Source organism: Chryseobacterium taichungense, from assembly GCF_900109935.1.
In the GTDB taxonomy this organism is placed as follows: Bacteria; Bacteroidota; Bacteroidia; order Flavobacteriales; family Weeksellaceae; genus Chryseobacterium; species Chryseobacterium taichungense.
Genome location: NZ_FOBV01000001.1, coordinates 190,510 through 202,714, shown reverse-complemented (window position 1 = coordinate 202,714; position 12,205 = coordinate 190,510). Strand labels below are relative to the sequence as shown.

The following is a 12,205-nucleotide window of genomic DNA, read 5'->3' as shown; positions in this document are numbered from 1 at the left end:
TAATGGCAACAAGTAACGATATCAGAAAAGGGCTTTGCATTGAATACAGCAACGATATTTATAAAGTTATCGAATTCCTTCACGTAAAACCGGGAAAAGGTCCTGCTTTCGTTAGAACAAAATTAAAATCCGTAACCAACGGAAAAGTGATCGATAATACTTTTTCTGCAGGTCACAAGATCGACGAAGTAAAAGTAATCACGAGAAAATATCAGTATTTGTATGATGATGAAAATGGCTTTCACTTCATGAATAACGATGATTTCTCTCAACTTTATCTTAATAAGGAAATGATTGAAAACTCAAACCTGATGAAAGCAGGAGAAGAAGTTACCATCATTCTAAAAGAAGCGGATGAAACACCTCTTTCAGCAGAATTGCCACAATCCGTTTATCTTGAAGTTGTGGAAGCTGATCCGGGAGTGAAAGGAAATACAGCGACCAATGCTCTTAAAAACGCTATCGTAGAAACAGGAGCAAGAGTAATGGTTCCTTTGTTCATTGAGCCTGGAGACAAAATTAAAGTAAGTACAGAAGATGGTTCTTACTTAGAAAGAGTTAAAGAATAATTTTCAATACAATATATAAAAATTCGGTCTGCAGTTGCACTCCGAATTTTTGTTTATAAAAGTATTACAGAGTCCTGAAGGGACGAATTATAAGAGAATCGGATGAAGTCCGATAATATTGACATATTTTGATAAAATTTAAACCTCATAAAAAAAATATGACGTTTCATCAGCCACAAAAACTAAGAACGATTGCCGAAATTATCGGAGCCAAATGGATAGGCCCTGAAGACTTTCAGGTATTAGGAACCAATGAGATTCATATGGTAAGACCAGGCGACATCGTTTTTGTAAATCATCCTAAATATTACGATAAAGCATTAAACTCCGCCGCGACTATTATCCTGATTGACAAAGAAGTAGAATGCCCGGAAGGAAAAGCGCTTTTGGTTTCTGAAGATCCATTCAGAGACTTTAATAAAATCAACACACATTTTACAAGAATCTATAATTTCGCTGAAGAGCTTCATGATGTAGAAATTGGTGAAGGAACACATATTCATCGCTCTGCAGTGATCGGAAATAACGTGAGAATCGGAAAGAATACTCTTATTTTCCCGAATGTTGTAATCGGTGACAGGACAATTATTGGAGACAATGTAGTTATTCAGTCAAATACAGTGTTGGGAGGTGATGCATTTTATTACAGAAAATTAGACGGAAATTTTGACCGCCTGATTTCGGTAGGTAATGTGGTCATCGAAAATAATGTCGAGATCGGAAACGGCTGTACCATCGATAGGGGAGTGACTGATTCTACCGTGATTGGTGAAGGTTCAGTTCTTGATAATCAAATCCAAATTGGGCATGATACAGTGATTGGTAAAAAATGTCTTATTGCTTCCCAGACAGGGATTGCGGGATGCTGTATTATTGAAGATGAGGTTACGATCTGGGGGCAGGTCGGGATAGCATCAGGACTGAGAATAGAGAAAGGAACAGTTCTGCTTGCAAAAGCGGGCGTAAACAGAGATCTGACTAAAGGAACTTACTTTGGCTCTATTGCTGAAGACTTCAGAACATATCTTAAAAAAGAAGTCAAACTGAGAAATCTCAAATAAACAAATTGTTTAGATTTATCTTTAATCAAAGAAATTTAATTAAATTTGTGTGCATTAAAAAATTATCAAATAAATTAAATAAATAATAAAATGTCAATTTTAGTAAACAAAGATTCTAAAGTAATTGTACAAGGATTTACGGGGAATGAAGGTACTTTCCACGCAAGCCAGATGATCGAATACGGAACCAACGTTGTAGGTGGTGTTACTCCCGGAAAAGGAGGAAGCGAGCATCTTGGAAAGCCTGTATTCAATACTGTAGCTGATGCCGTAGCTAAAGCCGGTGCAAACGTGAGTATCATTTTCGTACCGCCTGCATTCGCTGCTGATGCTATCATGGAAGCTGCTGAAGCCGGAATCAAAGTAATTGTATGTATTACTGAAGGGATTCCTGTAGCGGATATGGTAAAAGTAAAATCTTACATTGCCGACAGAGACTGCAGATTAATCGGTCCGAACTGCCCTGGAATCATTACTTCTGAAGAAGCTAAAATTGGTATTATGCCAGGTTTCGTTTTCAAAAAAGGTAAAGTAGGTATCGTTTCTAAATCAGGTACACTTACTTATGAGGCTGCAGATCAGGTTGTAAGAGCTGGTTTCGGTATTTCTACAGCAATCGGTATCGGAGGAGATCCTATCATCGGAACGACTACGAGAGAAGCTTTGGAATTATTCATCAATGATCCTGAAACAGAAGCAGTAGTAATGATCGGAGAAATCGGTGGTGGTCTTGAGGCAGAAGCTGCAAGATGGTACAAAGCCAGCGGTTCTACTAAACCAGTGGTAGGGTTCATCGCAGGACAAACTGCTCCTAAAGGAAGAACAATGGGCCACGCTGGTGCTATCGTTGGTGGTGCTGAAGATACAGCTCAGGCTAAGATGGAGATCATGAGAGAAAACGGTATCAATGTAGTAGATTCCCCTGCTGACATTGGTGTTACCGTGGCTAAGGTTTTAGCATAATTTTTTTTAAACATAATGATATGAAAAAATTTTTATTGGCCTCTGGCCTAATGTTTTCTGCGTTGTCTTTTGCACAGATAGACTTCAGCAGCACAAGATTTGGAGCTTCTCTTGGTGCTAATCTTTCAGGAGTTAGAAATGCTCACAATCCCTCAGGAAGAAGGTTTACAATGCAGTTTGGAGGTTTAGCTTTAATCCCGATCGGAACTGAGAATCAGTTTTTTCTTCAGCCAGAAATTCAATATTTCGGAGCAGGAGAGACGGGAAAAGATAGAAATGCTAAAGGCAAAGACGGATATGATGCCGTATATGCCAATGACTATCTGAGTGTACCGATCAATTTAAAAGGTTATTTTTCCGAAGCGGAATCAGAATTTTTTGGATTGATAGGGCCAAGATTTAATTTTTTATTAAGTCAGAGAGTAAAAAATGCTCCCGTATCAAGACCTTATTATGATCCGGATGTTGTTGTTTCGTCGTTGCCTAATGTCAATGGTAAAGCAAATAAATTCAACTTTGGATTTGGTTTTGGATTTGGATATAGCTACAAAAGACAGGTGGAATTAACTGCCAGATATGATTTTGGGCTTTCCAATACTTATCCCGGGCTTGATCATGAACCTGATGGAAATACAAAAAGTAAATCTGAACAGGTGATCAGTTTAAGTGTAAACTATATTTTCCAATAAGTAGATAGTACATTTTAAACATAAAAATTCCCGAAGCCTTTGGCTTCGGGAATTTTATTTATAACAAAAAGTTGATTATAATTTAGCCTTTGATCCATTTCCAAATCTCTTTAAGAGTGGCTTTATTTCCGTACATTAAAATTCCTACCCTGTAGATCTTTCCTGCAACGAATATCATAAAAATGGTCGTTCCCAAAAGCAGCGCAATAGATAAAGCAATTTGCCATGCCGGAACTCCAAAAGGAATTCTTGCAATCATTGCTACCGGCGAAGTAAAAGGAATAATTGACAGCCAGAAGCCCAACGGACCATCAGGATTGTTCATCAGTGAAAAGCTACCGTACATCCCCAGCATAAGTGGAAGAATAGCGAAAAGCGTAAACTGCTGCGTTTCTGTTTCATTATCCACTGCAGAGCCAATAGCAGCATATATAGAGCTATAAAAAATATATCCCAAAAGGAAAAATACAATAAACACGCAGATAATAAGCGGAAAATTAAGCTCAAGAAGACTGTGGGAAACCTGAGTAGCAATCTGAGCTACATCAAGCTTACTGGCAAGCTCCTCATTTCCCCCGGGAATATTTTTCTGAATAGAAGAGAATCCTGTATTTAAAACGAGTGCTCCTATGACGGACATTGTAATCCAAACGACAAACTGTGTTAAGGCTACTAAAGTAACACCAAGAATTTTTCCCATCATCAGCTCAAAAGGTTTTACCGAAGAAATAATAATCTCTACAACACGATTGTTTTTTTCTTCCAGCACACTGCGCATTACCCTTACCCCATAGATAATAATAAACATGAATGTCACATACATTAAAAGAATGCTAAGACCGCTTTTTACCCCGAAGGCAAGATCAGAATCTTCCTTGTTGTTTTCAGAAACATTGATTGTTTTTAAGGTGAAACCTTTATCAAGATTAATAAGTTGAGATTCTGCAATGCCAAGCTGCTTGATTTTTTCTTTTTTAATGACATCGGTAATGTCAGAGATAATTTTCTGTTTGGTATCAAATCCTATTTTATTGTTGATGACCAGTCGTGTATTTTTCTGAAGATTATCAAAATTTTGATCTTTAAGCTCAGGCAATACCAAAATACCGTCTAATGATTCATTGCCTTTAAGATTATTAATTTTTGACTTTTCGTCAGCGGCGGAAACAAAAATATACTTCAGTTGGTTGGAAGATTTGAGCTGATTGGTAAACATTCCGCTTTTATCTACAACTTCAATAACATTGTGAGATTCATTTGCTTTAAACATAAGTCCGATCACCGCTCCGAAGGCTACCAGAAGAATTGGCGCCAGAATAGTAAGTATAATAAAAGACTTCTTCTTAACCTGTGTCAGAAATTCTCTTTTTGTAATTAAAAAAATATTATTCATAGTTAAAAGTTGCTGCTTACTGCATTAATAAAAACCTCATTCATACTTGGAATTTTCTCCTCAAAAGATCTCACCTTTCCTACATGTATAAGATCCAGAAGAATATGATTTTGGTTGGATTCGTTCTTTAAATCAAATGACATTAGACCGTTTTCATTGGTAATATTGAAAATTTCATACTGGTTTCTGAAATTTCCGAGCTGTGCGTCATTGACTTCAGAAAGTGTAATCCCGAAAATATTTTTCTTAAACTTTTCCCTTACATCAAATACTCTTCCGTCAATGATTTTTTTAGAATTATTAATGAGGGCAACATAATCACACATTTCTTCCACACTTTCCATACGGTGCGTCGAAAGAATGATCGTTGTGCCATTGTTTTTGAGATCAATAATCTGATCTTTAATAAGATTAGCATTCACCGGATCGAAACCGGAAAAAGGCTCGTCAAGGATTAGCAGATTGGGCCTGTGAAGAACGGTTACCACAAACTGGATCTTCTGAGCCATACCTTTTGAAAGCTCAGATAGTTTCTTTTTCCACCACTGATCAATATGCAGTTTATCAAACCATTTTTTTGCTTCATTTAAAGCATCATTTTTGCTCATTCCTTTGAGCTCGCCGAAATAAAGAAGCTGATCGCCAACCGTCATGTTTTTATAAAGACCTCTCTCTTCAGGCATGTAGCCGATATCTTTAATATGATCCGGATTCAGTTTTTGTCCGTTGATGGTAATATCTCCTGAATCGGCCTGGGTGATCTGATTGATGATGCGGATGAATGAAGTTTTGCCGGCACCGTTCGGGCCTAGAAGACCATAAACGCTTCCTTTCGGAACATGGATGCTGAAGTCATCCAAAGCCACTTTTTTCCCGGAATTATAGGTCTTTCTTATATGTTCAGCTTTTAGCATTAAATTGTTTTTACTGATTAGTATTAAAAAGTTCCGAAAGTTACGGAATTATTGAAACAGAATTAATCTAAAAGAAAAAATCCTGATGATGATCAGGATTGAATTATTGTTTTACGATTTGTGTAACCTTCATGGTATTGTCGCTCAAAATATAGCGGATCAGATATTTTCCGGGTTTCAGTTTTTCAATATTGATTTCTCCCGAATTCATATTCACCGAATAATTGGCAACCTGTGTTCCTAAAATAGAATAAAAGGTCACACTTTTAATTTTCAGATTTGAGTCCTTTGCCTTTATTACCAGAAAATCCTTCGCAGGATTCGGATAGGCTACAAGAACACCATCATCAGATTTCTGAGAAAATGCTGACGGCTCTTTTATCTGAGCTTTCATATTGTTGGAAAAACCAACAAAAGCGCCTAAAAAGATAAATAAAAGTAAAAGTTTTTTCATCAAATTACAATTTCTATAAATATATTAAAACAAAAATAAACAATTCTACAATCTCCCGCAATACTTTTTTGTTTAAGTTGTAGTAAATTTGCATTAAATTTTATTCAAAAAGTATTCCAAAATGATACATTCAAGAAATAGAAGGCTGAGAGTAAGCGAATCTGTCAGAGGTCTGGTAAGAGAATGCACCCTTACTACAAGTGATTTCGTAATGCCAATCTTTGTGATGGAAGGCGAAAATAAGCAGGAACCTATTGCATCTATGCCCGGAATTTTCAGGCGAAGCATTGATCTGACAGTGAAAGAATGTAAGGAATTATTTTCTTTAGGCGTTAAAGCTGTCAATTTGTATATGAAAGTTTCAGACCATCTTAAGGACAACACTGGTAAAGAAGCCTGGAACAAAGACGGATTGATGCAGAATACCATCAGGGCGATAAAAGATGCCGTCCCGGAAATGGTGGTAATGCCTGATGTGGCGCTGGATCCTTATTCAATTTACGGACATGATGGCATTATCGAAAACGGTAAGATTCTAAATGATGCGACCAATGATGCTTTGGCAAAAATGTCGGTTTCCCACGCTGAAGCAGGAGCTGATATTGTAGCGCCAAGTGACATGATGGACGGAAGAGTGCAGGTGATCCGTGAAGCATTAGAAGAAAACGGTTTTACGGATGTTGGTATTCTGAGCTATGCGGCAAAATATGCAAGCTCTTTCTATGGTCCTTTCAGAAGTGCTTTGGACAGTGCTCCGAAAGATAATATGGAAATTCCGAAAGACAAAAAAACCTATCAGATGGATTTTCATAATTCACGTGAAGCATTGAATGAAGTGTTTAAGGATATCGAAGAAGGAGCAGACATTATCATGATTAAACCGGGACTTCCTTATCTGGATATTGTTTCAAAAGTTAGAGAAGCGATTGATCTTCCGATAGCGGTTTATAACGTGAGCGGAGAATACGCGATGGTAAAAGCTGCTGCACAAAACGGTTGGCTTGATAATGATAAAACAATTATTGAAAGTCTGACTTGTTTTAAAAGAGCCGGAGCAGATATGATCTTTACCTATTTTGCGAAAGAAGCCGCAATAATTTTAAATAAATAATCAGCATTAAAAACACCTCATGTGGGGTGTTTTTAAATTTTAGTATTTGTGTAAATTTAAAACATTTACATTTTATATATTTGCTTCATGATTTTACGAGGAGAAAACTTAATCAAAGAATACGGTCCGAAAAAAGTTGTAAAAGGCGTATCAGTACAGGTTCAGCAGGGAGAAATTGTTGGGTTGCTCGGCCCGAACGGAGCCGGAAAGACCACTTCTTTTTACATGATTGTAGGATTGGTTAAGCCCACTGCAGGGAAAATTTTTCTTGACAAACAGGAAATCACAACCGATGCGATGTACCGCCGGGCACAAAAAGGCATCGGATATCTTGCACAGGAAGCTTCTGTTTTCCGTAAGCTTTCTGTTGAGGAAAATATCATGGGGGTCTTGCAGCTTACAAAGCTTTCAAAACGTCAGCAGCAAATTAAATGTGATGAACTGATCGAAGAATTTTCACTGCAACACGTCCGTAAGAATAGGGGAGATCTTTTGTCCGGAGGTGAACGTCGTAGAACGGAAATTGCACGTTGTCTGGCCACGGATCCGAGTTTTATCCTTTTGGATGAGCCTTTTGCGGGAGTAGACCCGATTGCGGTGGAAGACATTCAGAAAATTGTAAGAAGCCTTGTTGATAAAAATATCGGAATTCTTATTACCGACCACAACGTACAGCAGACGCTTGCTATTACCAATAAAACGTATATCATGTTTGAAGGGAGAATCCTCAAAGAAGGTCTTCCGGAAGAACTTGCCAACGATCCGCAGGTTAGAGAAGCATATTTAGGAGAAAACTTTGTATACCAGAGTATTTTAGATAAACCTAAAAAGAAAAGCTATGCTTATAATATCTGGGCCGGAAATTTTGATTCTAAAGTTCAGTTGCAAGCTTTTGTCAATGAAAATTTTGTTCAATATGATGATTTAAGGTTGATGTACGGTTTCGAAGACATTAGTTTTGCTTCATTGGGAAATTCAGAAATTCAGCATATTTTCAATGATGTGGTAGATAAAAATGCCAACAATGCCTTTGTTTTTCAGAAAAAAGAAATTAACTCAAATTATTCTTTAGAACAGGCAGAAACTGAGTCTAAAGCTGCGAGTAGAGAGGAGTTGCATTATCTTACAACTTACGTATTCGAAAATTAAATTAAAGCAATACTTGCTGAAAAATAGAATAAAACGTACCTTTTTCTTTGTAAAACGGTGCGTTTTTCAATTATAAAGAATTCGTATGGCAAAACCATTTAACAGGACGATCACATTATTCGGAATTTATAAACAGCTTGTTCCGTTCATTAAGCCTTATCGTTTAATGATCTATGGAACTTTATTTCTTACGTTTCTTGGAGCGCTTGCGGCACAGGTGAATCCTTTAGTACTGAAATATACGGTGGATGAAGTCACAAAGCTCACTCATCTTCCGCACCCGATGTCAGAAGGAATTCATGTTCTGGTTTTGATTTCTGTTATTTTATTAGGGAAAGAATTGTTAAATATTTTTATCAATTTCGGACAGAAATTTTATGGTGAAAAGATTAGAATTAATGTAAGTTCGGTACTGGCTCAATCAGCAATCGATAAAATTTTGACGTATCGTGTGGCTTATTTTAACGATGAAAACCATGAATCCGGAAAATTGCAAATCCGGATCGACCGTGGCATCGAAAGTCTTACAAGACTGGTTCAGAATTTCTTTATCGATATGCTTCCCCTATTTTCCAACTCGGTTATTGCGCTGGTGATTATGTATATGCAGAATGTTTATGTCGGATTGGTTTCTACGGTTATCGTTCCTATTTACTTTTATGTCAGCGCTTTACAGGCGAAAAAATTGGGCGGTGTAAGAAGGACTTTGAGAAATCAGCGGGAACAGAAAACCTCGGGGTTATTGAATCTTATTACTTCCATTATGGTAATTAAAAGTTTTGTTCGTGAAAAATTTGAGGGGAAAAAGCAATATGATCTTCAGATGCAGCTGATGGAAAGCCAGATGTTTACGCGTAAAACAAATTTTATTTATGATGGTTTAAAAACATTTATCGAACAATTTGGTGTTGTTTTAATCATCCTTTTAACGGTTTATCTGGTGTTGGATCAGCAGATGACAATCGGTGCTATCATGTTGCATATTATGCTTTTTAATAATGTTTCTGCTCCAATCCGCCAGCTTCACAGGATTTATGATGATATGAATGACGCGATGATTTATGCTGAAGGCTATTTTGATATTTTAAATGCTGAAGATGAGAAGGAGCCAAATGGCAATTTTATAGAAAAAGAAATCAAAGGAAATTTTGAACTGAAAAATATCAATTTCACTTATCCTAACGGAACTCAGGCATTACATGATGTATCCATGAAAATCGAAAATGGAAAGACAACCGCGCTGGTTGGTCTTAGCGGTGCAGGGAAATCTACTATTATCAATTTGTTATGCAAATTTTACCTTCCTGATTCAGGCAAAATTCTGTTGGATGACGTCAATCTCAATGATTATGATAATACTTTTCTTAGAAATGATCTGGGTTTGGTGCTGCAGAAAAATCATATTTTTCAGGGGAGTATTGAAGATAACATCCGTTACGGAAACATGAATGCCAGCTTTGAAGAAATTGAGGAAGCAGCGAAAAAAGCATATTTGCACGACCAGATTTTAGAACTGCCCGATCAGTATGCCCACGATGCCACGCAGCTTTCGGGAGGTCAGCAACAACGTATAGCGATTGCCCGATTGTTTTTGAAAGATCCGCCGATTATTTTTCTTGATGAGCCTACGGCAAGCCTCGATGCCATTGCTACAGAACAGATCAAAAACTCTCTTGATGCCATAAAAGAAGGAAGAACGGTAATCATCATCTCTCATTCTTTATCACAGATTTTAGATTCTGATAAAATATACGTCATGAAAAAAGGCAGAATAGTAGAAAGTGGAACCCATGATCAACTTGTACAGCTCAACGGAACCTACCGGGAAATTTTTGATGCCTCCGCAAGAAGCCTTAATCTTGATAAATTGGTTAACAGCTTTAAAATGTAACAGGTAATAGTGTAACAATTTACCAATATAACAGTGTAACAATTTTATAGTCTGTCAACTATCAACCACGAATTACTTATTATCTCTCATAAGATGAATGATCATTACCTTAAAAAACTGGATAGAGTTACTGCTATACTCACCCAATTACAGTCCAAACCAACTGTCAGGGCTCAGGATCTTGCCCGGAAATTTGACGTAAGCGTTAGAACAATTTACCGCGATGTAAAAACGTTGGAAAATGCAGGAATTCCTATTATTGGCGAGGCTGGTACTGGGTATTCCCTGATGGATGGCTATAAGCTTCCACCGGTAATGTTCACGAAAGAAGAGGTATTGAGTTTTATTACAGCCGAAAAGCTTATGCAGAAATTTTCCCATCAGAGTTTGGGGAATCATTACAAAACAGCCATGGAAAAAGTGCGCTCGGTTTTGAAATATTCAGATAAAAATCTGATCCAGAATATTGAAAAACAGATTGATATCTATAACTATTATCCGGAAACAGAAGATCATATAAAAGATGTTCTTCCCATCATTCTGGAAAGTATAGCAGAGAAACGTCAGCTGACCATGGAATATAAAACCATTGAAGGAAATATTTCAATGAGAACCATAGAAGCGGTAGGTGTCTTTTTTGAATTCAATTATTGGTATATCATGGCTTTTTGTACGCTGCGAAATGATTTCAGACAATTCCGGGTTGACCGCATTTTGCAGATTTTTAAGACCCATAATCCTTTTCTTCAGGAATATGGCCAGATCAATGATTACAGGCAAAACGGAAACGGCAACAAAACCATTGTAAAGCTTTTAGTAAAAAAAGAAATAATCAATCATTTGTCGAATTCAAAAAAATATTATGGATTAATTGAAGAAAAAGAAACCGCTGAAGGTATGGAGTTGACCTTTGAAACCGAATGGATCAAAGATGGATTTCCGCGTTGGCTGATCACTTTTGCAGATTATGCAACCGTTTTGGAACCCGAAATTCTGAAAACCCGGCTGAACGAACTCATTACAAAAATCGCGGAAAAACATCAATAAAAAACCTCAGCAAAGTAGTATTGCGGAGGTTTCAAATATGTTCGTAAAAAGATTTTAAACGACTGATGTTTGCTGCTTAGCGTTGATCAAAGCTCGCAACCTGAACAGAGGCACCAGAAAGCTTAAAATCTCTCCCAAAAAAAAGGCGGTTCAATTCCCAATGCTCTCAGGTAAACATAACCTTGCCCGCGATGATGGATTTCATTGTCTACGAAATACAGAATATTCTGATAAACAGGGAATTCATACTGCCCAAAAAGATTAAAAGTCTCCTGAAAACGTTCCTCTGAAATCTGTGCAAAATAATGATTAATGACTTCCGTTTCGTCATCCCATTTTTTAAGAAGCTCTTCTTTTGTTTTAGGATTAAACGCTTCCTCATCATAAGCCTCCATATTTTTCTCAATAATTCCTTTCAGGGCAGGGCCTCCGATACTGATCAGCTCAACCGCTAACTTGGCAAAAGGTCTCATGCCGCCAATTGAGAATTCGAAAAGTTCTTTTTCAGGAAAAGCTTCAATTACTCTTCGGGTAAGATTTCTGTGTCCTTGCCAATGTTCAAGTAACTGATCAGATGTCATGAATTGTTTGGTGTTAATTGCTGTAGTTGTCATAATTTTAATATTGTTTGTTATTGTTGATACAAAGGTAGACCGAAGTAATGACAACAGCTTGTCAGTAGAATTTCTGAGTCAAAAAAAAGTTTTTGAAAAATAACTTAATAACTTTTTCCGTTAAAGGCTTACTTAAGCAATGTTAGGTAAATAATAATTTTGAGTGGTCGGTCTTTTGTAAGACCGATCATTTTATTAAACAGAAAGAATATTTGCATGATCTCGCTTTTTAGAAGCATCAAAAACAGACTATTATTTATTTGAAGCTATTTCCCGCTCTCCGCACTCGCTATTTCATTAGAATTCGGCGCGGCGGCGGAGCCGCCGCGCCGAATTCTAATGAAATGAGC

11 protein-coding genes and 1 pseudogene are annotated in these 12,205 nt (G+C 37.1%); 8 read left to right on the top strand and 4 right to left on the bottom strand.

All coding sequences use genetic code 11. The annotated features are described in order from the left end of the window. Window positions 1–2 precede the first annotated feature (2 nt). From efp to BMW64_RS00940, 4 genes are all read left to right on the top strand, one after another. On the top strand, window positions 3–569 hold the full coding sequence (gene efp, locus BMW64_RS00955) for an elongation factor P (protein WP_027379799.1): 567 nt from the start codon (window positions 3–5) through the stop codon (window positions 567–569). Window positions 570–727: 158 nt separating this feature from the next. Beyond that, entirely contained in the window at window positions 728–1,630 is a 903-nt protein-coding gene (locus BMW64_RS00950) for a UDP-3-O-(3-hydroxymyristoyl)glucosamine N-acyltransferase (RefSeq protein WP_089997986.1), read from the top strand. A 90-nt stretch (window positions 1,631–1,720) separates the two neighbouring features. Next, window positions 1,721–2,593: a succinate--CoA ligase subunit alpha gene (sucD, locus tag BMW64_RS00945; RefSeq protein WP_029294782.1), complete on the top strand. Its 873-nt coding sequence runs from the start codon at window positions 1,721–1,723 to the stop codon at window positions 2,591–2,593. Window positions 2,594–2,613: 20 nt separating this feature from the next. Continuing rightward, complete coding sequence (locus BMW64_RS00940; RefSeq protein ID WP_089997985.1) at window positions 2,614–3,282, top strand: porin family protein; 669 nt, start codon at window positions 2,614–2,616, stop codon at window positions 3,280–3,282. Window positions 3,283–3,364: 82 nt separating this feature from the next. Here BMW64_RS00940 and BMW64_RS00935 read toward each other — a convergent pair whose 3' ends face one another. The 3 genes from BMW64_RS00935 to BMW64_RS00925 form a co-directional block, all read right to left on the bottom strand. Beyond that, window positions 3,365–4,675 (bottom strand): ABC transporter permease, encoded by a 1,311-nt coding sequence (locus tag BMW64_RS00935; RefSeq protein ID WP_089997984.1) that lies wholly within the window; start codon window positions 4,673–4,675, stop codon window positions 3,365–3,367. A 2-nt stretch (window positions 4,676–4,677) separates the two neighbouring features. Continuing rightward, window positions 4,678–5,589: an ABC transporter ATP-binding protein gene (locus BMW64_RS00930; protein WP_089997983.1), complete on the bottom strand. Its 912-nt coding sequence runs from the start codon at window positions 5,587–5,589 to the stop codon at window positions 4,678–4,680. Between the two features lie 103 nt (window positions 5,590–5,692). Continuing rightward, the gene (locus BMW64_RS00925; protein WP_089997982.1) at window positions 5,693–6,043 is read right to left on the bottom strand and encodes a T9SS type A sorting domain-containing protein; all 351 of its coding nucleotides are present in this window, start codon (window positions 6,041–6,043) and stop codon (window positions 5,693–5,695) included. Window positions 6,044–6,164: 121 nt separating this feature from the next. Between BMW64_RS00925 and hemB the strand changes: the two genes are divergently transcribed. The 4 genes and pseudogenes from hemB to BMW64_RS00905 all read left to right on the top strand — a co-directional run bounded on the left by hemB (window position 6,165) and on the right by BMW64_RS00905 (window position 11,241). Next, window positions 6,165–7,154 carry a porphobilinogen synthase gene (hemB, locus tag BMW64_RS00920; RefSeq protein WP_089997981.1) on the top strand — a complete coding sequence of 330 codons (990 nt, stop codon included), beginning with the start codon at window positions 6,165–6,167 and terminating at the stop codon, window positions 7,152–7,154. Between the two features lie 87 nt (window positions 7,155–7,241). Further along, window positions 7,242–7,967, top strand: a pseudogene (gene lptB / locus BMW64_RS00915) (LPS export ABC transporter ATP-binding protein); the annotation flags it as partial. A 502-nt stretch (window positions 7,968–8,469) separates the two neighbouring features. Beyond that, on the top strand, window positions 8,470–10,194 hold the full coding sequence (locus BMW64_RS00910; protein ID WP_089998487.1) for an ABC transporter ATP-binding protein: 1,725 nt from the start codon (window positions 8,470–8,472) through the stop codon (window positions 10,192–10,194). A 93-nt stretch (window positions 10,195–10,287) separates the two neighbouring features. After that, window positions 10,288–11,241 (top strand): helix-turn-helix transcriptional regulator, encoded by a 954-nt coding sequence (locus BMW64_RS00905; protein ID WP_089997979.1) that lies wholly within the window; start codon window positions 10,288–10,290, stop codon window positions 11,239–11,241. A 122-nt stretch (window positions 11,242–11,363) separates the two neighbouring features. Here BMW64_RS00905 and BMW64_RS00900 read toward each other — a convergent pair whose 3' ends face one another. Continuing rightward, entirely contained in the window at window positions 11,364–11,855 is a 492-nt protein-coding gene (locus tag BMW64_RS00900) for a DinB family protein (protein ID WP_089997978.1), read from the bottom strand. Between the last annotated feature and the right edge of the window lie 350 nt (window positions 11,856–12,205).

What these genes read in the sequence shown, in the direction of transcription:
- hemB (WP_089997981.1), top strand. Translation starts at nt 6,165, where the DNA reads ATGATACATTCAAGAAATAGAAGGCTGAGAGTAAGCGAATCTGTCAGA.
- BMW64_RS00925 (WP_089997982.1), bottom strand. Translation starts at nt 6,043, where the DNA reads ATGAAAAAACTTTTACTTTTATTTATCTTTTTAGGCGCTTTTGTTGGT.
- BMW64_RS00930 (WP_089997983.1), bottom strand. Translation starts at nt 5,589, where the DNA reads ATGCTAAAAGCTGAACATATAAGAAAGACCTATAATTCCGGGAAAAAA.
- BMW64_RS00905 (WP_089997979.1), top strand. Translation starts at nt 10,288, where the DNA reads ATGAATGATCATTACCTTAAAAAACTGGATAGAGTTACTGCTATACTC.
- BMW64_RS00935 (WP_089997984.1), bottom strand. Translation starts at nt 4,675, where the DNA reads ATGAATAATATTTTTTTAATTACAAAAAGAGAATTTCTGACACAGGTT.
- BMW64_RS00950 (WP_089997986.1), top strand. Translation starts at nt 728, where the DNA reads ATGACGTTTCATCAGCCACAAAAACTAAGAACGATTGCCGAAATTATC.
- sucD (WP_029294782.1), top strand. Translation starts at nt 1,721, where the DNA reads ATGTCAATTTTAGTAAACAAAGATTCTAAAGTAATTGTACAAGGATTT.
- BMW64_RS00910 (WP_089998487.1), top strand. Translation starts at nt 8,470, where the DNA reads ATGATCTATGGAACTTTATTTCTTACGTTTCTTGGAGCGCTTGCGGCA.
- BMW64_RS00940 (WP_089997985.1), top strand. Translation starts at nt 2,614, where the DNA reads ATGAAAAAATTTTTATTGGCCTCTGGCCTAATGTTTTCTGCGTTGTCT.
- efp (WP_027379799.1), top strand. Translation starts at nt 3, where the DNA reads ATGGCAACAAGTAACGATATCAGAAAAGGGCTTTGCATTGAATACAGC.
- BMW64_RS00900 (WP_089997978.1), bottom strand. Translation starts at nt 11,855, where the DNA reads ATGACAACTACAGCAATTAACACCAAACAATTCATGACATCTGATCAG.